Here is a 23815-nt window from a genome sequence, read left to right as displayed (position 1 = left end):
CCCCTGCGCCGCACTATCTTGCCAATCTACCGTCAAAGGGCTATAAGAAATCGCCTCTTTCGTTACAGATTCCGGTAAACTCCGCCGTATGGATTCAAAATCGCAAAATGCCGAACTTCCCTTTGCCAGCACGGCGCAATTTCGCCTGAAAGCCGGTCTCTTTCCGCTGACCCAACTGGATATCAGCCACTACGAACGTGACGCTTTCACCGAACAACTCGCCCAGAAGGCCGCCGAGGCCCCGGCTTTTTTTCAGCACACCCCGGTGGTACTCAATTTTGACACCTTCGAGGGCACCCTGACACCGCCCCTTGGCGAGATTTGCGGCCTGTGCCGTGAGCACGGGCTGATGCCTGCGGCGCTGCGCAGCGGCGACGACGCCATTCTCACCCAGGCAACAGACCTGGCACTGGCCATCATGCCCGCCGGAAAAACCAAGGTAAGCGAGGTGGCCAGCACGGCGCCCCCCGCACCGGACCCGGCCCCGGCCAAAGAGGAAGCCCCCAGCCCCGAACCGCTGCCCTCCGCCGGCCCCACCAAAGTGGTGAACACCCCGATTCGATCTGGCCAGCAGGTATATGCCGCCGGGGGTGACTTGATTGTGCTGTCTTCTGTGTCGGCGGGCGCCGAGGTGCTGGCCGATGGCAATATCCACGTGTATGGCGCACTGCGCGGTCGTGCATTGGCGGGGGTCCGTGGCGACACCTCGGCGCGAATTTTCTGTCAGAGTCTGGAAGCCGAACTGGTCTCTATTGCCGGCAACTTCAAACTCGACGAGGATATGCGCGCAGAGCACTGGAAGGCCCCACGGCAAATCCATCTGGATGAACAAACTTTAGTGATTCAGCCGCTGAGCTGAACCAACACCACTTAGCCGGCGTTCGCAGTCCAACGCCCAACGTCTTAAGGGAGTCTTATTTTGGCAAGAATAATTGTAGTGACCTCAGGTAAAGGCGGCGTGGGCAAAACCACCACCAGCGCCGCAATCAGCAGTGGCCTGGCCCTGCGCGGCCATAAAACCGCTGTCATCGACTTCGACATCGGCCTGCGCAACCTCGACATTGTGATGAACTGCGAACGCCGAGTGGTGTACGACTTCGTCAATGTTATCAACGGCGATGCCAACCTGCGCCAGGCATTGATTAAAGACAAGCGCGTCGAGAATCTGTACATCCTGCCCGCCTCCCAAACCCGCGACAAGGATGCACTGACGGTAGAAGGGGTTGAAAAAGTCCTCACCGACCTCGCCGCCGACGGCTTTGAATATATTATTTGCGATTCCCCCGCAGGTATCGAGCACGGCGCCTTTATGGCCCTGTATTTTGCCGACACCGCCATTGTGGTTGCCAACCCAGAGGTAAGCTCGGTACGCGACTCCGACCGCATCCTCGGCATTTTGCAGAGCAAGTCCCGCCGCGCGGAAAACGGCGAACGTGTTGAAGAATGCCTGCTGCTGACCCGCTACAACCCCGAGCGGGTCGCCAAGGGTGAAATGCTCGCCGTGGCCGACGTCGAGGAAATACTCGCCACCAAACTGCTGGGGGTCATTCCCGAGTCAGAAACCGTATTGAAGGCCTCGAACCAGGGTGTGCCGGTAATCCACGACGCCACCAGCACCGCCGGCCAAGCCTACACCGACGCGGTAGCAAGATTGCTGGGCGACGATGTAGAGCACCGCTTTATCAACATGGAGCACAAAGGTTTGTTCAAGCGTCTGTTTCGGAGGAGTGCATGAGTATTTTTGACTACTTCCGCAACAACAAGAAAGACAGCGCTTCGGTCGCCAAAGAGCGACTGCAAATTATTGTTGCCCACGAACGCAATCAGCGTAATCAGCCGGACTACCTGCCCAAGCTCCAGCAGGAATTACTGGAGGTAATCCGCAAGTATGTTGATGTCGATCAGGATCAAGTTGAGGTCGCCCTGGACAACAACGGCAACTGCTCGGTTCTGGAACTGAACATCACATTGCCGGACCGCTAAGCCGCCCCTCCCCTCGCGGGCAAGCTCCTGAAACGCTTTCAGGCTTCAGGAGCTTGCCCGCAAGCAACATGACACACCCCTATTCCTCGAACAGCCAGTCCGGCGCCTCGCGTTTGCTCCAGCGCGCAAAATGCTGTTTATCACCACGATAAAACTGCCGGTAGGCCCGCACCGCATCGCCGGGCACTTTATAATGTTCCGGCATCGCCTGGGCAAAGGGCATCAACCCCTTCGATTCATAGCGTAGCCCCTCGATCTGCGCCAGCACCGCCATCGACTTGTGATCAACATCCTTGTTGTAGCGGTAGCGGTATTCCCGGTTCAGCGCGTGGGTCAGCGCAACCAACCACTGAAAATTATCCCAGGACTCCTCTACCCAGAGCACACAGGGGTGCTGGCTGTGGGTGGATTTATAGGGGGTTTCAAACTGCTTTTTATTAAGGGCCGTACACAACAGCTGCACGCTCTCCAAAATCATCTTCACCACATGCTGGTCGCAGTGATACGCCGCACAGCGCTCGACGTCTTCGTCAAGAATAAAAATATTCATTCAGTTACCGCAGGTGGTCAGTGTTTATTATTACGGCTATTTGCAATTTCTCTGGCACAGGATGTAATGACGCCCCCAAATACCTGCCCTCACCAATTGTAGAGATCGGGAACGAAAATACGCTGCGGTGATGATTGGCCTTGCTACGCGTATACTCACTGCCCATTTCCGATTGCCTGCTTAATAATGGGTGCTACTGTTTCCGGCGATATACCGCGTTCTTTGCAATACTTTGACTGGAGCCAAACCGACAATTGCTTTTGACCCTTGCTCGCATTACACCCCCTACAGCATAGCGCAATATTTTCTCTGCTAATAATTTTTGCATCATTGATGATGTGCTCCCAACTCGCAGAATGCTTGGCTGAGTCTTTTGTCGAAAGAAACGCTTGTTTGCAGTACACGCAGACTTTATCCCGCTCGCGAACCTCTGCCTCCAGCCATGCTGGGATATTCCAGTTATTTGCCATGATCGCCTTTACTCAAAACGCCGCAAGCAGCCACGTCGCCTTTCCACCTATTTTGCTTTGCGTGAATTTTCGGCATAAGGCAGCCCTGTTTTTGGAAGAATAATACCCGCCGCGCTGCTGACTTTTACATATGCGTCCTCACCTAGAACCCAGTGGTAGAGATTCCACAGCTCATCCGGAAATAGCTTTAACCCTGAGCCACCGATGTATCCGAAATGATTGCTAATAAGCATATATTTAACTAAGGGGAATAACTCGCCAGCGTACCTATCTTGTCCTGCAACCATAGCTGCAGTAATAGACGTGACCAAGTCAGCTAGCTGTAGATGCTTAACAAGGTGAGAAGGGGTGGTAAGTATATTGAGTGCTATTCGGTCTGGACCTACATGAACCGTACCGCCGTTAACGCGCTCAAGAAACTCTGCCAGAAATGCCTCATCTTGCTTGTGACTACCGCCTGGACGATCTGCGATCATAAGGCCTATGGTATCTTGCTTCTCTAGATGAAGTGAAATACGTTCAAAGGCAAAGTCTAGGGCTTTATTGAAAGCGCGCTCGCCTTTTAATGTCGTTCTTCCTTCGTCCCAACAAATTACAATTGCTTTGACACCGTGATCTAGGGCTGACTGTAAGATTTCGCGATAACACTCCGTCCTTTTCTCGCCATGTAAATTTTCATAAATCCATGACTTTTTCTTCGGAGACCACTTTATTTCTTCGCCGTCAGGAACCCCATAATTTTTTTGACAAATATCTGTAATTTTTTGTTCTAGTGGCATTAGCGCCAACGGCGATACAAAAACACCACCGAACGAGATGATTTTTCCCATTCCATCACGAACACCGTTGTGCGTAGAATCATCAGCAAAGAACAACTCCATCGTTCACCTCTTATCCACAACGCCTTAGATTAGGTGCGCTTGAGGCAACGCCTACTTTTGGGGAAGCGACATTAGGTGGCGGGCCAACAGTCACCTGCAGTCATTCGCTTACTGACAACTCACCCAAGCACACGGACTATTTCTCCAAGCAAGACATCAACACCTGCCCTGAAATCTACCTGAGTAGGACTCGGCAACGATTCACGCTTCCGGATTTGTTGGTGCAGAAGTGAGTCTGCAACGTGCCTTAACGCTTTATCCAAATGCTGCATCGAGCCTCGGAAGGACTTACTACCCGGATAGTTATTTACCACCTCAGCAAAATTCTTGCACCCGAAGATCGGTGGAATGTGATCCAAGATTGCGCGAACGAGCATCGCAATGCTCATGAGGCAACCATTCTCGTGTGCGATGTTCAATTCCTCGCAAAGCCGAACCAAGCGAGCCATATCCCAATTTTGACCTACTATGCCCCGTAACTCTGCAAGGCGGGTTGTATCAATATATGCCGGTGAAGTTGGCTTTCTTTGCAGCACCCCAAAGTTATGCCTTCGTCGTAGATGATTGAGACTTCCGACCAAAACTTTACGTGTTTCCTTCACCTTAGCCATGGACGGGCCACCGAAAAACCCATCGCTCCCTGAATTTATTGAACTAATCAGGTTCATCGAAAAATCGTTTGCGCGCCCAAGTTCAGCGTCCAAGATTGACTTGGCCTCAACGACGATGCGTTTAAACTCGGCCTGATCATCAGTTTTGAGGAAATAGCCAGAACTGCTGGAATGGACGAACTTACCCTCCAGTTGTTCGATTTCTTCCGCCAGCGCGGCCAGGTCTACTTCGCTACTCATGCTTTTATCAGCTAACAGTTTTTAACGAAGAGCAGAACCTTATATTACTTCGGCTCCCTATCTCGGGGACAAAATTTGAAGAGCGATCAAAAACCCCAGCAATATAAAGGGCTGGAATGTATTTCATGGAATGGACTGTCGACGTTAGCAAGACTTGCTCCCTGTACTTTTTCTTCATTCCTTTCTTATGATCATAAACACGCACTCTAAAAAATCAACAACTTATACGACGCCCTGCCGCGTTAACGAGCCACCACTGACTGAACGCACGCATATTTCGACATTGGAAATGTTCACGCAGGTAGTCAACTGCCTCAGCTCATGGCCGTGGCCATGCGTTTGACTGCCCGCTTTTGTTGGTGCTTTAAAAGGGTCAATCCAGGCCTGGCGTGCAAACGCCGCATCTATCACAGCAGCACGATAGCGAAAGATTCCAAAAGACCTCGAAATATATTCACCGAACACATTTCGGTGCACAACCACATTTACCCGCACTGTTACCACGCACATCGACAGGGATTTTTCGGCTAATTCGGCGAAATTTGCGGCACTGTTCTCGCTTTGGTGCAGGTCGGGGCACGCTGGCACCAAAACTGCAATGCCTCTATAGCAATGCTGCAAATAGCACTGCACTCAAACAGATGTCACAGCCGAATAACCGGGGCCCCGCTTGTCGCCTGTCACTCAATGCATGACGTACCTCGATTCCCAGTAGGAGCATTTGATGGAAAGCCCATTCACGCCGCAACGTCGGTCACTCTTTCGCCACACACTGATTTTTACACTGTTCGCCTTGGGCGCGGTGTCCTGCGGCGGCGGTGGTTCGTCGCCCTCGGCGCCCATCGCAAATTCCGGCGACACCACCCCCGACAACAGCACCCCTGACCTGCCCCGTTCCTACCCCGCCAGCGGTGCTATCGACTATCGCTACGAGCCAGTGGTTGCCACGCAAAATATCGACGACGATACCGGGCTTTCCACCAGTGAATTCAGCGACCCGGTCGATATTCTTGGTGTGATCCACTATCCCCTTATCGACGCGGAGCACGCGCCCCCTGCTGAGGGTTTTCCGCTGATACTGTTTCAGCACGGTCGGCACTCAACCTGCTCGACCACCGGCGATGCCAACGGTGATGAATCCTCGGGCACCGATTGCGAAGCCAATGGGCTGGTGCCGATACGTTCTGACAAGGGCTATGACTATATTGCCGAAACCATGGCGGCCCAGGGCTATGTGGTTATTTCCATTGATGTGAATGACATCAACGCCCAGGATTCCGGCTCGAACGACCAGGGCATTACCGCCCGCGCCGAAGTCATTCTGCATCATTTGGATATTTTTCGGGATATCAGCGAAAACCCCACTTCCGCTTACATCACCGATTCCCACGGCAATGACTTCAGCCCGCTGGCCGGTGCAATTGATATGAGTCGGGTTGGCCTGATGGGACACTCGCGGGGCGGCAATGGTGTGGCCAAAACCATTACCTACAACAAGGACACCCGCTTCAGACGCCAGAGCGATTTTGACCAGGCCCACGAGATCAAGGCGGTGTTTTCCCTGGCGCCCACAGATTTCGACTCCGAGCTGCCGCTGGACACGGCGTGGGTCACCCTGTCGCCCTATTGCGACGGCGATGTTTCAACCCTGCACGGCGTGTATATGTACGACAATGTGCGCTACAACGAAAACGACACCGCTCAGCCGCAATTTATGATTACCGCGATGGGCGCCAACCACAATTACTACAACGACTTCTGGTTTAACGACGATGCCACCCTGAATGGCTTTGACCCTTACTGTACCGAAAGCTCACCGACCTCGGGACGCTTCAGCCGCAGCGACCAGAAACGCCACGGCGCCTTCCTTATCAGCAGTTTTCTGCGGCTGTTCGCCGGCGGTGAGACTCAGTTCGCCGGATACTGGAGCGGTGCGGAACCGGCTCCCGTCAATGCCTGCCCTGAGGGTGTCGATGAGTGTCAGGAATTGCTGCACCTGTCCTTCCACCAGTCTGCCGAGCACCTGATTGTGGTGGACGACACCCTCACCGATGCCTCTCTGTCGCAGAACCGTTTTGCCAGTAATGCCTATAACGGCTTTGTACTAACCGGCTGGTGTGAGCCCAACGGCGGCAGTCTTGACGACACCCTGGGAATGAACGAGGACCGCTGCCCCTCGCCCTCGACCATTTCCAAGGCACCTCAGGTGTTTGCCAGCTACCTGGGCAGCGGCTCAATGATTCACTATGAACTGCCCGACTCAGGGCTGGATGTCAGCGACAGCGATTACTTCACCCTGCGGATGGGGGTCAGCGTGACACCGGAAAATGCGGAGGGTCAGGACTTTACATTACTGCTTCGGGATGCCGCCGGCAAGGAGGTCACACTGCTGGCCAGTGAGTTCAGTAAGGCGCTGTACTTTCCCCCCGGCCTGACGGTTTCAGCACGGGACACCGGCGCCAAAACGGTGATCAATATGCTGCCGTTTCCCCTCGATGCCACGGCGATTGTGGATGGCGGGCTGGACCTTACCGCGCTGACCGATATTGAAGTTCACTTCGACCAGCGCACTAGCGGCACGGTGCAGATAACCGATGTGCTGTTTCAGAAAGTGCCCTACAAAGAAGGCGCCTTGTAAGCTGCACGGTTCAGCGTCGCTTGCGGCGCGCTCCACCCTTCCCGGCGGGGCCTGACGGATTCTGGCCCGCCGCTGTCGATTTACCGTCGGGATCGGGGTTGCGCGAACCCGCCTTAAAGCGCCGTTTGCGCTCGGCCTTTTCCGCTTCTTTACGGGCCTTTTCCGCTTCGACTTCCAGCAGTTCCGCCTCGACCATCTCCGGTGATTCTAGAGTGATTCGTCCGATCATTCCCGACCGCAGTTCGTTAATCAGCAGCTCGCAGATTTTGTGCAGGTTCACCCGTCCCTTGGCACCCAGCGCGCCGCGACTGAGGGCAGCGGCTTCAAGAAATGCCAGGTCGGTGTTGGGAATATCTTCCAGCTTGTAGCGGACTTTGAGTAATTCCGGGTAGGCTTTGATCAAGTATTCGGCGGCATAGAAACCGACATCATCGAATTCCATTGCCGTATTTTTGATCGCCCCGGTGACCGCCAGGCGGTAGGCGCTGTTGGGATTTTCAATCTTCGGCCAGAGAATGCCGGGGGTATCCAGCAGGGCAATACCGTCGCCAATTTTGATGCGCTGCTGGCTTTTGGTCACAGCCGGCTCGTTGCCGGTTTTGGCGATAATCCTGCCCGCCAGAATATTGATCAGCGTGGATTTGCCGACATTGGGTATGCCGACAATCATGGTGTCGATGTCCCGCGGGCCAGCGGCCTTTTCCGGCAGCATTTTCTTGCACAGGTCGAGGATCTGTTTGATCTCGCCGGGGTTGTTGTTGGTGGTGGCAATGGCGCGCACCCCCCGCTCCTGTTCCAGATAGGTCTGCCAGGCGGCGGTTGCCTCGGGATCGGCCAGGTCGGCCTTGTTCAGCACCTTGATACAGGGTTTGTCGCCGCGCAGGGAGGCGATGGCCGGGTTCTCGCTGGAGAAGGGGATGCGAGCGTCGAGCACCTCAATCAGCAAATCCACTGTCGGCAGGATTTTTTTGATGTCCTTCTGGGCCTTGTGCATATGCCCGGGGTACCACTGAATCGCCATGACCTAACGCCTTAACCTGAGAGTGGCCTTATTGTACGCGACCCGACGGCGCGGCGGGAAACTCAGCTCAATCGCCGATCAGAATAAGCTTGCCGGTTGCCGGGTCGCGATAGACCTCGCCCAAGGACTCGTAGCCCGCGCCACTCTGCCGCTCGCGCTCAACGCTCTCGGGCACTTCGACCAGTTCCTCGCCAAGGGTAATCGCCCTCGTGTCCGGGCGCGCATCAAAGTGCCGCTGCAAGTCTGGGCTGAATGCGACCAGCGCGGCGATCAAACCACAGGCGAACACCAGAATAATATCCACCAGATTCGCCAACGGCCCCAGCGGGTCTTCGTCGTGGTCGAGAAAACTGCTGCGCCGCCACTTATCCATCGCTGCCCGCCTCCGCAGCCAGCGCCGCATCGTACCAACGGCGGCGCAAGCGACCCAGCACAAAGCCCACCATACCCACCAGCAGACCGATTACCGTGGTATCAAAGGCAACGGTCATGGCGGTGGTCAGAATGCTCAGCTCCCCCTCACCCAGTGCCGCCAGCCCCGGCCCCAGCGGAATCAGGGTGCCCATCAGCCCAAGCATAGGCGCCAGCCGAGTGATAAAATCCGCCCGTTCGATACGCCGCTTCCCCGCCTCCAGCAGTGCCCCCTGCCCCCGCCGGGACAATCGCCTGATGCCGCCAAAACGTTCACCAATGGCCAGCCCGGATTCATAGACCGCGAGCACGACAAACAATAACAGCCCCCACACCACCGGCTCCAATAACCAGGTGGTAATGCTGTGCATGATGCCCAGCGATAAACTTGTGTTCATCCTATCCTCCTCTGCGTCCGCGCCAAACCCCGGCGGCGGCAATGACAAGCGCCAGGCCGAACAACAGGGGCAACCAGGAGGGCTCACCCGCCGAGGCGGTGCTCTCCCCGTCGGTGGCATCCTGGGCGGGGGCGTCGTTGATCTCCAGCTGGCGAATCCGGCTCGGGCTACTGGCCGGGCTTGGGGCAGCAATGCGGCTGCGCGCCAGCACCTGCTCAAGCGCCGCCGCCTGCTCCGGTGTCACCAGTGATTTCACCAGGTCGTACATGGGGTGGTCGGGGTGGGTATGGCCACTGCCGGGCAGCCCCCGCTCGATGATATTGGTCGCGAACTGTTCGGCCAGCTGCTGACGTGCGGTGGCATCGGCATTCCAGAAACCCTTGTCGATGGCGACCAGCATAATCGCCAGAATATTGCTCTGCACATGCCGCCGATGCCCCTCGGCAAGAAAGGTGTCCACGCCGAGGTCGAGTCGGTCGTCGATATACACCGCCTTGACCTCCTCCCACACTCGGTCGTTAACAATCTCGGGGCTGGTCACCTGCCAGCCCCACAGGTATTCCACAAATTCGCTGCCCATGGTGCGTGCGCCGGCATAGCCCTCGTCCATCAGCGGCTTGATCCACTGGGGATTGAGAAAACGCCCACGCAATTCACCAAGCAGGGCCTCGCTCAAGGATTCGATACGCAGCTTTCGATTGTCGGCGTGGTTTATCACCGCACTCCCCGGCTGGCTTCCGGTAACCGCCTCGACCGCAAGATTCAAACCGCCGAGATAGTCGAAGGCGTCGTTGTTGTCGATCAGTCCGTAGAGATTGCTGGCCCGCCCCAGATAGGTCTGCGACACCCCCGCCAGCTGTTGCCGGAACAGGTTCTGGGCCGACTCGCCGGCGAGATCGCTGCCGTAGACATGGCCCATGCGCTGGATAAACACGTCGGCCAGCTCCCGGCGCTCCTGCCATGCCGACGAGCGCTCCGCCAGACGGTTAACTCCGGCACCGTAGGCCCCCGGCGCAATGCCGAACACCCGCAGGCTGGCCTGACGACCCAGCGCTGCGCCATCCTGTTCGGGCTGTGCCCGCAACATCGCTCTGGCTTCATTCACCCAGTTGGTCGCCACCAGATTGTGCTCGAGGGGCTCCTGCCCGGCGTCGTACTCGTCACCCAATGGCGCCAACGCCCCCCGCAAGGCCAGCGCCAGTGCGGGGTATTGCGCCACAATGGTGTCGCGGCTGGCGGCAAGCGCCATCAAGCTGGCCCGTTCAAGTAACACCAGATGTTCGCCGTAAAGATCGCGGAATAGCCCGGAGGTGGTAAACAGCACATCCAGCCGCCGGGGCTGGCTCTTGCCCAGGGGCAGTCGCTCCAGTCCCTTGATAATGCCTCGGCTGTTCCACACTGGGCGCACTCCCAGCAGTTTCAAACCAAAGGCGATCATCGCCCCCTCGTCACGCACCGCATCGGAGGCCCACAGAATAACCCCCTGTTTGTTGCGCTCACCGGGCTGGTGGCCCTCAATGTTGGTGTCCTCGCCAGACAGCACCCTCGCGGCCAACTGCTGGCCAATATCGTAGCCGGTGCGGGTGGGCAGCAAACTGCCATCCAGCGCGTAAAAATTGCGTCCGGTGGGCAGCGCCTCCGGGGTGCGAATGGGGTCGTTACCCTTGCCCGGCGCGACAAAACCGCCGTTGAGGCCATTGAGCAGCGCGGCCATTTCCGCTGCGGGGGAACGGCGCAGGTCCTCTCGCCAGCGCTCGCTGTCGCTCTGCCCGGCATCGCCATCCCGCATGGAGGCAAGCATGGTGTCCACCGCCGTGTCGCTCCAGTCCCGACCGAATACATGCAGCCCGAGGGGCATGAAGCTCTCTTGCAGTTTGGTCAGGTAATGGCCGACCTCGTGAAGCAGAAAGTCCTCGTCAATATCGTCAAAGCCCACCCCGCGCACCTGCAATTCTTCGTCCATGCTGGCAATCAACTCCTCGCGCAGGCCGGCCTCGTCGATGACCCGGCGCAAACGAACAATGGCGCGATCGCGAGTGGCGTCATCGGTGGCCGCTTCGGCGCTCTCGATCAGTTGGCGCAGCTCCAGTAGCTCGTCATACAGCTCGGTAATTGCCAGTGGCGGTGTCAAATGGTCGATCATCACCGCCAACCCCCGGCGTTTGGCCTGAATCCCCTCGCCTACACCGTCGACGATGTAGGGATAAAGGCCCGGCAGATCGCCGGCGACAATCGACGGGTAGTCGTCGGCGCTCAGGCCGAGGCTGCGCCGGGGCAGAAATTCATAGGTTGAGTGCCGCCCCAGGTGGATTACCGCATCCGCTTTTACGGTGTGCTGAATATGGTGGTAGAAGGCCAGATACTGGTGGGGTGGTGGAAAGCTGAGGTTGGCGTGCAGCAATTCTTCGTTGATCTCCCAGCCCCGTGGCGGTTGCGGGCCAACAAATATTTTGCCGAACTGGACTCCGGGAATCAGCAGCTGCTTCTCCCACACCATCACCTTGCCGGGCACCTCCCCCCAGCCGCGAATTCCCTCAATACCCATCGCAAGCAGGGCTCGCAAACGGGGCTCGCTGTCTGACCAGTCCGGCTCGGCCCCCGCCCGGGCTTGATCGATAGCCCGCTGGTAACTGACCTCAAGCTGCTCAAGCAGGGCAAGGGCACGCTCCCGCCCCGGGTGGCGCAGGCCATCGAGGGCGTGGTGTAAATCGCGCACCGCGTTGTGCAGATTGTCCTGCAACATATCGAGGCGGGACTGACGCAGGGTATTGCTATCCAGCTTCTGCGCCTCGGCTACGGCGGCCCGCAGCCGCACATCCAGTGCCGCCAGAGGGCCGTTGCGCATTTCGGCCTGCACCGCCGCCGGCAGCGTGGCAAACCAACTTCCGTAACCCTCGGCACTCATTGTGGCAACCTCACCGGACATGCGCGCCAGGGCGGCGGCATCCTCGGGCAAATTCACCCCACGGGCTTGCAGAATATCCAGCAACGCATCGGCGTCTTTCGGCAGAGTGCCGGTGTCGTAGCCCGCGGCTTTCAGCCCACGCAGAATTTCCAGCAGGCTCTCGGGCACGTTGAGGTTGTCGGCGCCGATGTTGTGTCGGCCCGGCGGGTGGTTGTAGTACACGATGGCGAGGCGTTTTTGCCCATTCGCCTTTTGACTGAGGTTCAGCCATCCCCGCAGCCGCCGGGCCTGACGGGCAACTTCGGCGGTTTGAGGCACGCTATTCGCGACCCTGGCTCCGGTCACCGAGTCGATACGGGCATCGTCCGCAAGGGCCAACACCACGGGTTGACTCACCCCCTGTAACTCAGGCATTGCCACACGGTAGTGCACCGACTGCCGTGGAATACCCTCCGGCGACAGACGGTAGTCAGCACCGCTCCACTCACCCAGGCGCACACCCTTCAGCACCGGCACATTTATGGCGGCGAGCAGATCAGTGACCGGCGCACGGCCTTCGCCGCCGCCGATTACAAAGTCCTGTAGGGCCAGCACCCCGGTGGCCACGCCCTGCAGGTGACCACTCACTAGCTGCTGAATTGTGGCAATCGCCTCGACACTTGCCTGCCCCCAGGCGGCCAGCACCGACACACATTGCACCGCCAGCTCACGACACAGCTCCCGGTGTAACTGCCACTCTCCCGCCAGATCGCCGGAGTCATGGTCAACGATCCACGCGGTTGCCTTGCGGGCCAACACCTCCGGAAGTTGCTCCGCCGTCAACCAGCGCGGCTCGGCGCTCGGTTGATGCAGCGCAAAACGCAGCGGGGCAACATCCTGCACGGGCGCTTGCTCGGCCCCAGCCGATGCAGCCAGCGCCAGCAGCGCCTGTGTATTCGCCACCGAGCGATTCACCCAATAGGCCCTGGCCTGTAGCCAGTCGCGGAACGATGCGAAGCTCTGCTGCTTGTCTCGCAAGTGTTGCGGGTCGCCAACCGCCTCCCGGTCGCCCACCACCGACTCGGGAATACCCTTACTGAAAATCGCTCCGTGGCGGTCGCGATGCAGGGCGAGCAAACGGCGGTCGCTGTGCAAGACATAGCGATGCTGTGACGCCGGCCAGTTCAGGCTGTGCAGACGCTCAACCACATCGCCGAACACCCCCAGCATCAGCACGGCATTGCTTTGCGCCGCGAGGGTATGAAGAGCCTCCTCGCCCAGCTCATTAAGCTGGCTGACACTGCGCACGACCACGCTGTGGTCGGGGTGGGTCGCCAAATGCCGGTGAGCGGCGGCAACCACCACCGGCGTCGAACGATCAGACACCAGTACCAGTACCTCAGCAGCCATTGCAGGTGTCATTACCAGGGTCAGCAGCAGGCTGAAAACAAGCCGGGGAAAATTGAAATAGTTGGGCATCTGGTCGTCCGTGGGAGCACAGCGGCTCGATAAACTGGAAACCGACGCAGGGGGAGGCAAATGAGATATTGCGATAACAGGCACCCCGCCGCGACTCGTCTTGCGTTTCGGGCCGGTCTCCGGGCTTGCAGTTGTGTCAGCTGACGCCAACACCCTCCCTCACCTTCCCGCGCCGAGGGCACAGTGGCTGTCGCGCGCCGAGTGCGCACGACCTGAGACGAGTCTTTCTGCTTACCGTTGCGGGGGCAGCACAGGACTTGTCAGGCAGCCAAAAGACCGCCGAACGCACCTGTTTCCCGTTTAACCCCGCTGGTTGACACCAGCCGGGCACCTGAAACTTGCGGGTGCATCATACCGCTATACCCCGGCCAGTCAACTGAGGGGCTTAAGTGGGACGGCGGGCCAGAATCTGATCGAGCTGGTTAGCGAAGGCCTGCTTCTCCCGCTGGCCGAAACTGCCCTGACCACCACTCTGTATACCAGACGACCGCAGGGTTTCCATAAAGTCGCGCATATTTAGCCGCCCGCGAATATTTTCCCGAGTGTAGCGGTCGCCTCTGGGATTGAGCGCCAGGGCGCCCTTGTCGATCACCTCGGCGGCCAGCGGTATGTCACTGGTAATCACCAGATCCCCCGCCGCACAGCTCTGTACAATGTGATTATCAGCAACGTCAAACCCGGCACTCACCTGCACCGCGCGAATCATTGGCAATGGCGGCACCCGCAGTGACTGGTTGGCCACCAGAATCAGCTCCACCCCGGTGCGCTCTGCCGCCTTGAACAAAATATCCCTTACCACCACCGGACAAGCGTCGGCATCTACCCAGATTTTCAACAGCGCGCCCTCACAACAACACATAAGTCCGTGAGTGTAACAGGTGTAATTACGGATTCTGCCATGCCTGCGTACCCGGTACGCTAACCTTCCCGTGTGCTCCGTGTGCACGGTGGAGGCAATACTGCTAAACCCAGGCACCACGACATCCCGCTTAGGCCGGGAGGATGAGAATTGAAGTTTTCAGCGAAAAGCGCAAAACAACGCCACCGTTACGACGGTGGCAACCCACCGGGGCCCTTGCTTCGGCGCACGCGTTTTCATCGCTCTTACAAACTGGTGCTCACTGCAGCCTTTGCACTGCTGGCAATGGCTGCACTGTATATCGACAGCCTCAACACCCGCATTCAAGCCCAGGACATCGTGCGCCAGCACCTCAGCGAGGTCACCGCACGCCTGGAAAGCAACGTTAAGGGCAATGTACAAACCGTCAAGGCCCTGATCGCTGCGATCAGCTATATTCCCGACCTCGATCAACGCGCATTTTCCGATTACGCTGCGCCCCTGTTCGACGACGAAGTTCAGCTGCGCAGTATTGGGGTAATCCGCGACTATGTGCTGCTATATGTCCACCCCCTGAAGGGCAACGAGGGGGCAATTGGTTTAAATTTCCGTCAACAGCCGGATCAGCTCGCGGATTTAAAACGCTCCCTCGACACCATGACCCCGATGCTGGTCGGGCCGATTAACCTGGTGCAGGGCGGTCGCGGCCTGATCGCGCGTATTCCGGTGCGCAACCGCGATGTTCTGGCCGGCGACAATCCCGAGGCCTGGGGCTCCCTGTCTGCGGTGATAGATATCGACCGTTTGCTGCTGGCAAGCGGCATTCACCACGATGCACCGCTTAATATCGCCATCAGAAAAGCCGATCCGCTCACTGGTGAACATATTCTGGTCTACGGCGACGAGGCACTATTCCTGCCTAGTACCGGAGCATTGAAAAGCAGCGTCGGCCTGATGTATAGCAGTGGCTGGGAGCTGGCGGCACTACCCCGGCACGGCTGGCAATCGGTGGCGATAAACAACCGCTTGTTCCGCACCGCTCTGATCGCTGCCTCACTTTTGTTATTTTCCGCCATGATCGTTATGGCGGGACTAATGAAGCGGCGCCAGGAAAGCAATGTGCTCCTGCACAATATGTTTGAGCTGTCGCCTATGGGCATACTTCTGACGAATAAAGCCAGCGGTGAAATTTCAACCTTTAACGGCGCGGTGCTTGACGAGTTGGGCTGCAGCGCCGACGATTTGACAGACCGCCATTTAAGCTATTTCCTTCCGACTTCCGCACTGGACATTCTCGACGAAGGGCAATACACCAACGGCCAGCTCGGGCCGCTGGAAACGACCCTGCGCAACGCCCAAGGTCAGGAAGTTCCGGTACTGACAAGCAGTGTGATTATCAAAGACCACAGGGGCCAGGATTATATCTGGTCGCTGTTCGAGAACATCAGTGCCAGAAAACAGGCGGAAACGGCCATTTCCCGCCAGAAGGAAATTCTATCCTCGATGAGCGAGCAGGCCAGCATTGGCGCCTGGGAGCTAGACATCACCCACGGCGAGCTGACCTGGTCGGAGATGACCCGGGAGATTTACGGCGTCGGCCCCGACTACCAGCCCACTCCTAAACTGGCTGATGAGTTTTATGCCGACGACGAATCCCGTCAACTCGCCCGCAGCATGGTCGCGCGCTGCATCGCCGAACAGCGGGATTTTAGCGGCGAGCTGCGTATTAACCGGGCCAATGGCGAAACCCTGTGGGTGAAAATCACCGGTCGCGGGGAGTTCAAAGACGACAGCTGCGTGCGGGTATACGGCTCCTTCCAGAATATCAACACACAGAAACTGACCGAGCTGGAACTCATTCGCGCCAGGGACGCCGCCGAGCAAGCCGCCGTGAGCAAGAGCGAGTTCCTCGCCACCATGAGCCACGAAATTCGCACTCCGATGAACGGCATCATGGGTATGTTGAGTTTGCTGGGTAATTCCGAGCTGAATTACGAGCAGAGCAAGCGGGTACATATCGCCAAGACCAGTGCCCAGACCCTGCTGTCGCTGATCGACGATATTCTCGATTTTTCCCGCATCGACGCGGGCAAACTCGAAACTGAATCCATCCGCTTCCCACTACACCAGCTGTTTGAAGATGTCGCCGAAAGCATGTCGCTGCGGGCTCAGGAAAAAGGTCTGGAACTGGTACTGGATCTCAGCGAGGTCGAGCCGGAGTACGTGATTGGCGATCCGGCGAGAATACGCCAGATTCTGAACAACCTTACCGGTAACGCGATCAAATTCACTGAATACGGCGAGGTGGTGATCCGCGCAGCAGTGCGCGAGACCAGCAACGGTCTTGCCCTGAGCTGCGCAGTACGCGACACCGGCATCGGCATACCGCTGAACAAACAGGGCCTGCTGTTCTGCGCCTTTACCCAGGTGGATGCCAGCACGACACGCAAATACGGCGGCTCCGGGCTGGGACTGTCGATCTGCCATAAACTGTGTACGCTGATGGGTGGCGAAATTAAACTTTCCAGCAATGCCGGCGATGGCAGCACCTTCAGCTTTTACTTGCCGCTAAAGGCGGCCTCCAGCGATCAGCGGCACTCCCGGATCGCCACTGGGCGCACCATTCTTGTCGTGGATGACAATCAAAGCTCTCGCGAGGCCATTGCTCGGCAGTACACCCACTGGGGAGCCACCGTCCACACCGCCGCCTCGGCGGAAGCCGCACTTGCCCTGGTGGAACAGCGCGACGCCTGCCTCGCCCGCTGCGACCTGTGCATTATCGACCGTAACCTGCCCGGCCTGGATGGCACCGAACTTGTACAGTTCCTGCGCCAGGCGCCACAACTGAGCGACGTACCAATGGTGCTGATGTGTAATATCAACAGTCACGGCACCAATGACCATTTTCGGGAACTGGGCTTTGACGCCTGGTATCCCAAACCCGTTACCCGCTCGGCGATGGCTGATTTCCTCCAACTAGAGCGAACCACCGACACCGATCATCAGCATGACATATGTAACTCGTTGGAAGATACAAACAAGCAAGACTACAGTGTATTGCGGGGGCGGCGCGTTCTTTTGGTTGAGGACAATCCGGTTAATCAGGAGGTTGTGCGCTGCCTGCTACAGGAGCTGGGCATTGCGGTACACGTCGCCGAGAACGGCAAAGTAGCCCTGGACTATCTGGCGCAAAACCACTTCGATGAACAGAGCCACTATATGGCGATATTGATGGATTGCCAGATGCCGGAGATGGACGGTTACGCCTGCACTCGCCACATTCGCGATGGCAGCGCTGGCCGCGCCGCGCGCAATATACCGATTATCGCGCTCACCGCCAACGCGCTGGAGTCCGACCGCACGGCCTGCCTGAACGCGGGCATGAATGACTACCTCAGCAAGCCCATCGACCCCCAGCGGCTCAGCGATAAAATCATGGAGTGGCTCCCCGCCGACGCCCTGCCCGCGCTCGGAGCACCGCGCGCTGCTACGGCTATACCTTCCCCGCAGAAAGCCGGCAGCGCTATCTGGAATGAGGCCGCCGCACTCGAAGCGGTCATGGGTCAGCAGAAAACCCTGAACAAGATGCTCGGCCTATTTGTCGATCTCAGCCGGGAGCAGCTGAGCAAGCTGGATGCTGCGGTCAGCGCGCGGGATCTGAAGGCTATTGGCGACCTCGCCCACACCCTCAAGGGAAGCTCGGGGCAATTACAGGCCACTGCATTGCGGGAGGCGGCGGTGGCTCTCGAGGCCACCGCGCGCGAGGGCAATACCGCCGATATCGACAAGCACCACGAGCAGGTGAAATCCACCTGCGAAGCCCTTACTCGCCTGTTCAACGACTACCTCGAGGACCACGCAGCCCAGCGCCAGGCCCTCGCCTGAGTATACATTCCCGCAGCGGTTCGCAGCCGCTATACTGGCGCCCATGACCCCAGCCCTGGACTATTCCCCCATCAACGATTGCCGCGACGCGCTGTCCCGCATTGATGACGTGCTCACTCGGCATCGCCCATTCTGGCAAGCTCGGCCCTTTAGCGAGCAGTCGGTACCTGACTGGATTGCCGAACACCCCGCGCTGGCCAAACTGCTGCTGGGCCTAGACGACGACAGCGTCGATCGCCTTCAGGGCAGCGATACGGCATTGCTGGACGCCCTCGAAAATCATTTCCCGGTGTGCGCTGATATTCGCCAACTGATTGCCCTGCCCGCCGCCTCACAACCACAATGCAGCGAGCCGCCAGCGGGAATACCCGGAAATAAATGGCGGCAGATTGACGCCTTCGTGGCCGCAGCAAGCCCCCTGCGGGCGCCGTATTTCGAGTGGTGCTGCGGCAAGAGTTTTCTTGGTGAGGCGCTGGTAACAGGCTGTTTCGCGAATGCGGAAGCAGACCCGGTGCTTTCGGGGGTCGATATCGATGCGGCCTTGCTGGAGGCCGCCCGGCACAGAGCGGTGCCAAAGCGCCAACTAATCTGCGCCGATGTGCTTGGCGACGACCTCTCCGGGTCGTTGCACCACGACCATCACCTGCTCGGACTGCACGCCTGCGGCGGACTACACCAGCGCATGCTCAGCCTCGGCGCAGAGCAACAGTGTCACCGCATCAGTCTGTCACCCTGTTGCTACCACCGGTTTATCGCCGACTATCAACCCCTTTCGCAATTTTTGCGCGCCGCCAGCCTGCGCGTCAGCGCCGACGATCTGCGCCTGGCGGTACGGCAAAGTAAAACCGCACGCCGTGGCGAACGGGACGCTCGCCGCCAGCTGCAAGTCTGGCACCTTGCCCTGCTCGAACAGCGCCAGCAACAGGGGCGGGAGCTTTCCCGCTTTCAGAGCCTGCCACACAGCGCGGTTAAACGCGGTTTTGACGACTTCTGCCGCCGCCAACTGGCCGCCAACCAATACCCCGAAGACCTGGTGACGGTAAACGATGTGGATATGGATGCTGCGGAATTGCGCCTGCGCAACGCCGAGCGGCTGGGACTGGCAGCGATGGTCTTTCGCCGACTACTGGAGATGCGTTGTGTGCTCGACAGCGCCCAGTATTTGTGTGAGCAGGGCTACGTCGTCGCACTGACGCAGTTCTGCGACAGTGCTATAAGCCCGCGCAATATTCTGATTGATGCGCGCCGCGACGACTCTTGCGGCGGGAAAGCTCAACGGGAATCGACGGCCTTGCCGTAGGAGGCGTTCACACTGCGACCATTGCCGTCGGCACTTAAATAGCGTGAACTCGGCACCCAGCCGTTGTCGGTATAAAACCCCCAGTCGCGTATTTTCGGGCCGGTAATAAACAGTGTGAGGCTGTCCGGCGAGCGCAGTGCCAGACGGTGAGGGGCGCGACTCATGCGCGCTGTCAGCGACCCCTCCTGCAACAACCGCTGCCGGGTGGGAAGGGTTTCTTCGATATCGCCACGCAGCACAATTGACAGGTTGAACAGCCAGGGGTGATCGTGAAGGTTCATATCAGGGTCATCGCCGCACACATGGTGCAGATAGATATTGAACAGGCGGTTCTTCGGCAGGATGTGCCAGCGGCTCAGATAGTTGTCGCCGATCACCTTGACCGGCGGCCGCGCCTGCACTGATGCCGCGTGTTGCTGTAATCGTTTGAGCAAAAAATCAGGTAATTTCATCTACTGCGCTTCGCCTTTTCCACCCTGCTGTCAGCACGACAGTCAACAGCGTACGCTAGCAGATGTTGCCGCCAGCTACCAGAGCCAGCGGCAATCGCTCAATCAGGCCGATGCTTAATAAACTCGGTCCGGTTTGCGGCGCAGATCCAGAGTATTGGGGTACTCCCCCGGGGATTCCTCCGGCGGCGGCGCCATCGGCCGTGGCGGCTCCTCGAAAAACTCCCTCACCGCGTTGACCTCGGGGCGAGGGGTGTAGGGCCCCTGGCTGTGACTGAGGGTATCGAAACGATTCACCCGCCGGGATTCTGCCTCAAAGGCATTCACCGGGAAGGTATCGTAGCTGCGGCCACCGGGATGGGACACATGGTAGCTACAGCCCCCGATCGAGCAGCCATTCCAGGTATCAATGAGATCGAACACCAGCGGCGTATGCACGCCGATGGTGGGATGCAGCGACGACGGCGGCGCCCAGGCGCGATAGCGCACCCCGGCGACAAACTCTCCCTTGCGCCCTGTGTTTTCCAGTGGCACCCGGCGACCATTACAGGCCAGCACATAGCGTCCCTCGGTCATGCCACTCAGGCGCACCTGCAATCGCTCCACCGAGGAGTCCACATAGCGCGCGGTGCCGAAACTGCCCACTTCTTCACCCAGCACATGCCAGGGTTCTATTGCCCAGCGCAGTTCCAGCTCCATGCCATCCAGCTTGGTTCGCCCGTAATGGGGAAAGCGGAATTCCTCAAAGGGCAGCAGCCACTCGGGCTTGAAATCAAAACCGTTGCGCTTAAGGTCATCACACACTTCCAGCACATCCTGCCACACAAAATGAGGCAGCATGAATTTGTCGTGTAACTGGGTGCCCCAGCGCACCAGCCGCTGACGGTAGGGGTTCTTCCAGAAGCGCGCTACCAGACAGCGAATCAACAGCGCCTGCACCAGCCCCATGCGGCTGTGGGGCGGCATTTCAAACCCACGGAATTCCAGAATACCCAGGCGGCCACTGGCACTGCCCGGAGCGTAGAGCTTGTCGATGCAGAATTCCGCCCGGTGGGTATTGCCGGTGATGTCGATCAGCAGATTGCGCATCAGCCGGTCGATTAACCAGGGCTGTTCAGACAACCCCTCGGGCATCTGCTGAAAGGCAATTTCCATCTCGTAGAGCATTTCATCGCGGCCCTCGTCGGCTCGCGGTGCCTGGCTGGTGGGGCCGACAAAGGCACTGGAAAACAGGTAGGACAGACTGGGATGGTGCTGCCAGAAAGTCACAAAGCTACGCAGCAGATCCGGCCGGCGCAGAATCGGGCTGTCCGCCGGGGTGCGTCCACCAAGGGTAATATGGTTGCCCCCGCCGGTTCCGGTGTGTCGCCCGTCGAGCATGAATTTTTCAGTGGCGAGCCGCGATTCCCGGGCCAGGCGATAGAGCTCCGTGGTGTTGTCCACCAATTCTCGCCAGCTCGCGGCCGGCTGCACGTTGACCTCGATCACTCCCGGGTCAGGAGTGACCAGTAACTTCTGAATGCGCGGGTCCTTGGGCGGTTCATAGCCTTCAATAATCACTGGCGTATCGAGTTTTTCCGCCAGCGCTTCGATGGCGCCGAGCAGCGCAAGGTAATGCTCCAGTGCTTCAAAGGGCGGAAAGAAGAAATGCAAACGCCCCTCACGCACTTCAACACACAGGGCGGTGCGGATCAGCGCTTGCTCCCCATCGGCGCTCGGTGCCTTGCGTGTATGCTGCTTGCGCTGGGGCTGGGCCTGCACCGCGCCGCTGGCCACATAATCATCGTGGCTGCGCAAGGCCTCACGGGGCGCAAAGGGATCGCGCTCCGGCGCTGGCTCTTTCGGAAAGTTAAGCTCATTCAGCGGCAGACGAAGCCCCATAGGCGAATCACCCGGGATCAAAATCAAGCGCTCGCGCCGACTGGGCCACAGACTGCTCAACCAGGTCTTTTGGGTATCGTCCCATTCCAGCGGTATCACATAGCCCGTGGGCTCGCAAAAGCCCTTTTCAACCAGTCGTGCGAGGCGACGACGACCGAGGTCATCCTTCACCTTTGCCGCCAGCAGGTCGATATTCTTCGGGATTTTTTCGCCCTGCAGCAGGTAGTACAGGGCATCTTCGTAGGCGGGCTGAACATAGCTCTGCTCTACCCCCAGGTGCTTGGCCAGCTGCTTGGCAAACTTGTGCGCCAGCGCGATGTTGTGCCCGTAGTCCTTGTCGACCCGGGCGAATAACTCGGGACTTTGCCACACGGCTTCGCCATCGGTGCGCCAGAACAATCCCAGCGCCCAGCGCGGCACTTCCTCACCGGGATACCATTTACCCTGGCCATAGTGCAGCAAGCCCTGCGGGGCAAAGTGGTCGCGCAACTTTAACAACAGGGTTTTCGCCAGACTGAGTTTATCCGCACCCAGCGCCTCGGTATTCCACTGGGCCGACTCCATATCATCAACAGAGACGAAGGTCGGCTCGCCGCCCATGGTCAGGCGCACATCGTCGCTGAGCAGGCCCGCATCTACCGCATTGCCAAGCAACAGTACCTCGGCCCACTGCTCGTCGCTGTAGGGCTTGGTGACCCGGGGATCTTCATGCACCCGGCGCACATCGTTCACATAGGAAAACTCCACCTCGCACTCATCGGTGAAGCCGTCAATGGCCGCCGCCGACACCGGATCGGGGGTGCAGGCCAGAGGAATATGCCCCTCGCTGGCAAACAGCCCGGATGTGGGGTCGAGGCCGACCCATCCAGCCCCCGGCATGTACACCTCGCACCAGGCGTGCAAATCAGTAAAGTCTTTTTCCGCCCCTGAGGGGCCATCAAGGGATTTTTCATCGGGGGCGAGTTGCACCAGATAGCCCGAGGCGAATCGCGCCGCCAGACCGAGATGGCGGAACATCTGCACCAGTAACCACGCGGAATCCCGGCAGGAGCCCTTGCCCAGCTCAAGGGTTTCCTCCGGCTTCTGCACTCCGGGCTCATAGCGAATACCGTATTCCACCGCTCCCTGAACAATCTGATTCAACTCCACCAGAAAGTCGTTACTGCTTCTTTTGGTCTTGTCGATGCGGTCGAACAGGGCGGCAAATTTTTCACCCTGTGGCTGCGCTTCCAAATAGGGCGCCAACTCTTTCTTCAACTGCTCCGGATAGCTGAAGGGAAATTTCTGGGCGTAGTCTTCCAGAAAAAAGTCAAAGGGGTTTATGACCGTCATATCGACAATCACTTCGACTTCCACAGAGAGCTTTTTGGCCTTTTCGGGAAACACCACCCGCGCCAGGTAATTGCCAAAACCGTCCTGCTGCCAGTTCAGGAAATGTTCCCCCGGTGAAACCTTGAGACTGTAGCTGTGGATATTGCTGCGGCAATGGGGTGCCGGGCGGAGTCGAATAACATGGGGTGACAGCTTAACCAAGCGGTCGAATTCGTAGTAAGTGTTGTGCCTGATCGCAACGCGTATTGCCATTACTTGCCCCTAAGGATAAATCCGTTCCAACGAGCGTAGTTGAACCTGGTTCAGTGAAGCGCCAGAACATGACATTCCATGCTTAACGAACAACAGGTTTTATATAATTTTCAATTCCAAGTGCATTCCCTATGCATTATGCGCGCCACAAACCCTAGTCTGATGTCCCATCCAAAACAGACGACGCCTTGACGATTTCAGGGATATAAACGCACCATTTTGAAACAGCTGCACCGAGATGAAGGCCAATCATGCGCTTAAATGGATAACAAGGATACAGCCCCGCAAGCTTCCTGAAAAAACCGCCCGAGG

Annotated in this window: 16 protein-coding genes and 1 riboswitch; of the genes, 6 read left to right on the top strand and 10 right to left on the bottom strand. The window is 58.2% G+C overall.

The features are described 5' to 3' along the window. Positions 1-88: 88 nt before the first annotated feature. The 3 genes from minC to minE are packed head-to-tail and all read left to right on the top strand — an operon-like array spanning position 89 to position 1983. Positions 89-859 carry a septum site-determining protein MinC gene (gene minC, locus HCU74_RS13940; RefSeq protein WP_168451049.1) on the top strand — a complete coding sequence of 257 codons (771 nt, stop codon included), beginning with the start codon at positions 89-91 and terminating at the stop codon, positions 857-859. A gap of 60 nt (positions 860-919) precedes the next feature. Continuing rightward, the gene (minD, locus tag HCU74_RS13935) at positions 920-1735 is read left to right on the top strand and encodes a septum site-determining protein MinD (RefSeq protein ID WP_168451048.1); all 816 of its coding nucleotides are present in this window, start codon (positions 920-922) and stop codon (positions 1733-1735) included. Then, positions 1732-1983: a cell division topological specificity factor MinE gene (gene minE, locus HCU74_RS13930; RefSeq protein WP_168451047.1), complete on the top strand. Its 252-nt coding sequence runs from the start codon at positions 1732-1734 to the stop codon at positions 1981-1983. The genes minD and minE overlap by 4 nt, the downstream gene beginning before the upstream one ends. Before the next feature lie 79 nt (positions 1984-2062). Here minE and HCU74_RS13925 read toward each other — a convergent pair whose 3' ends face one another. The 3 genes from HCU74_RS13925 to HCU74_RS13915 form a co-directional block, all read right to left on the bottom strand. Beyond that, a complete protein-coding gene (locus tag HCU74_RS13925; RefSeq protein ID WP_168451046.1) occupies positions 2063-2533 on the bottom strand; it encodes a pyrimidine dimer DNA glycosylase/endonuclease V in 471 nt (156 codons plus the stop codon). Between the two features lie 517 nt (positions 2534-3050). Next, the gene (locus HCU74_RS13920; RefSeq protein ID WP_168451045.1) at positions 3051-3884 is read right to left on the bottom strand and encodes a DUF3800 domain-containing protein; all 834 of its coding nucleotides are present in this window, start codon (positions 3882-3884) and stop codon (positions 3051-3053) included. Positions 3885-4003: 119 nt separating this feature from the next. Continuing rightward, positions 4004-4735 carry a hypothetical protein gene (locus HCU74_RS13915; RefSeq protein WP_168451044.1) on the bottom strand — a complete coding sequence of 244 codons (732 nt, stop codon included), beginning with the start codon at positions 4733-4735 and terminating at the stop codon, positions 4004-4006. Between the two features lie 724 nt (positions 4736-5459). Here HCU74_RS13915 and HCU74_RS13910 point away from each other — a divergent pair. After that, on the top strand, positions 5460-7373 hold the full coding sequence (locus tag HCU74_RS13910; RefSeq protein ID WP_168451043.1) for an alpha/beta hydrolase: 1914 nt from the start codon (positions 5460-5462) through the stop codon (positions 7371-7373). 10 nt (positions 7374-7383) lie between these two features. Here HCU74_RS13910 and ylqF read toward each other — a convergent pair whose 3' ends face one another. From ylqF to HCU74_RS13885, 5 genes are all read right to left on the bottom strand, one after another. Then, complete coding sequence (ylqF, locus tag HCU74_RS13905; RefSeq protein ID WP_168451042.1) at positions 7384-8394, bottom strand: ribosome biogenesis GTPase YlqF; 1011 nt, start codon at positions 8392-8394, stop codon at positions 7384-7386. Positions 8395-8461: 67 nt separating this feature from the next. Then, complete coding sequence (locus tag HCU74_RS13900) at positions 8462-8767, bottom strand: DUF2149 domain-containing protein (RefSeq protein ID WP_168451041.1); 306 nt, start codon at positions 8765-8767, stop codon at positions 8462-8464. Then, a complete protein-coding gene (locus tag HCU74_RS13895; protein WP_168451040.1) occupies positions 8760-9203 on the bottom strand; it encodes a MotA/TolQ/ExbB proton channel family protein in 444 nt (147 codons plus the stop codon). The genes HCU74_RS13900 and HCU74_RS13895 overlap by 8 nt, the downstream gene beginning before the upstream one ends. Before the next feature lies 1 nt (position 9204). Beyond that, entirely contained in the window at positions 9205-13566 is a 4362-nt protein-coding gene (locus HCU74_RS13890) for a cobaltochelatase subunit CobN (protein ID WP_168451039.1), read from the bottom strand. Between the two features lie 93 nt (positions 13567-13659). After that, positions 13660-13916: riboswitch (cobalamin riboswitch) on the bottom strand. Positions 13917-13951: 35 nt separating this feature from the next. Further along, a complete protein-coding gene (locus HCU74_RS13885; RefSeq protein WP_168451038.1) occupies positions 13952-14401 on the bottom strand; it encodes a YaiI/YqxD family protein in 450 nt (149 codons plus the stop codon). 174 nt (positions 14402-14575) lie between these two features. Here HCU74_RS13885 and HCU74_RS13880 point away from each other — a divergent pair, with 174 nt between their 5' ends. Then, positions 14576-18289 (top strand): response regulator, encoded by a 3714-nt coding sequence (locus tag HCU74_RS13880; protein WP_168451037.1) that lies wholly within the window; start codon positions 14576-14578, stop codon positions 18287-18289. Between the two features lie 43 nt (positions 18290-18332). Then, positions 18333-19589, top strand: a complete 1257-nt coding sequence (locus tag HCU74_RS13875; RefSeq protein ID WP_168451036.1) for a methyltransferase — start codon at positions 18333-18335, stop codon at positions 19587-19589. Here HCU74_RS13875 and HCU74_RS13870 read toward each other — a convergent pair. Next, positions 19562-20041: a hypothetical protein gene (locus HCU74_RS13870; RefSeq protein ID WP_168451035.1), complete on the bottom strand. Its 480-nt coding sequence runs from the start codon at positions 20039-20041 to the stop codon at positions 19562-19564. The two genes, HCU74_RS13875 and HCU74_RS13870, sit on opposite strands and share 28 nt — an antisense overlap. 114 nt (positions 20042-20155) lie before the next feature. After that, the gene (locus HCU74_RS13865; protein WP_168451034.1) at positions 20156-23503 is read right to left on the bottom strand and encodes a transglutaminase family protein; all 3348 of its coding nucleotides are present in this window, start codon (positions 23501-23503) and stop codon (positions 20156-20158) included. Positions 23504-23815 lie beyond the last annotated feature (312 nt).

Origin of the sequence: Spongiibacter thalassae (genome assembly GCF_012272835.1) — a bacterium.
Taxonomy (GTDB): domain Bacteria; phylum Pseudomonadota; class Gammaproteobacteria; order Pseudomonadales; family Spongiibacteraceae; genus Spongiibacter; species Spongiibacter thalassae.
The sequence above is the reverse complement of the archived record's forward strand: the minus strand, read 5'-3'. Positions and strand labels throughout refer to the sequence as shown.

Excerpts from the sequence above, each read along its gene's own strand:
- HCU74_RS13920 (WP_168451045.1), bottom strand. The coding sequence starts at position 3,884 with ATGGAGTTGTTCTTTGCTGATGATTCTACGCACAACGGTGTTCGTGAT.
- ylqF (WP_168451042.1), bottom strand. The coding sequence starts at position 8,394 with ATGGCGATTCAGTGGTACCCCGGGCATATGCACAAGGCCCAGAAGGAC.
- HCU74_RS13900 (WP_168451041.1), bottom strand. The coding sequence starts at position 8,767 with ATGGATAAGTGGCGGCGCAGCAGTTTTCTCGACCACGACGAAGACCCG.
- HCU74_RS13865 (WP_168451034.1), bottom strand. The coding sequence starts at position 23,503 with ATGGCAATACGCGTTGCGATCAGGCACAACACTTACTACGAATTCGAC.
- HCU74_RS13925 (WP_168451046.1), bottom strand. The coding sequence starts at position 2,533 with ATGAATATTTTTATTCTTGACGAAGACGTCGAGCGCTGTGCGGCGTAT.
- HCU74_RS13875 (WP_168451036.1), top strand. The coding sequence starts at position 18,333 with ATGACCCCAGCCCTGGACTATTCCCCCATCAACGATTGCCGCGACGCG.
- minE (WP_168451047.1), top strand. The coding sequence starts at position 1,732 with ATGAGTATTTTTGACTACTTCCGCAACAACAAGAAAGACAGCGCTTCG.
- HCU74_RS13910 (WP_168451043.1), top strand. The coding sequence starts at position 5,460 with ATGGAAAGCCCATTCACGCCGCAACGTCGGTCACTCTTTCGCCACACA.
- HCU74_RS13915 (WP_168451044.1), bottom strand. The coding sequence starts at position 4,735 with ATGAGTAGCGAAGTAGACCTGGCCGCGCTGGCGGAAGAAATCGAACAA.
- HCU74_RS13890 (WP_168451039.1), bottom strand. The coding sequence starts at position 13,566 with ATGCCCAACTATTTCAATTTTCCCCGGCTTGTTTTCAGCCTGCTGCTG.
- minC (WP_168451049.1), top strand. The coding sequence starts at position 89 with ATGGATTCAAAATCGCAAAATGCCGAACTTCCCTTTGCCAGCACGGCG.
- HCU74_RS13870 (WP_168451035.1), bottom strand. The coding sequence starts at position 20,041 with ATGAAATTACCTGATTTTTTGCTCAAACGATTACAGCAACACGCGGCA.
- HCU74_RS13895 (WP_168451040.1), bottom strand. The coding sequence starts at position 9,203 with ATGAACACAAGTTTATCGCTGGGCATCATGCACAGCATTACCACCTGG.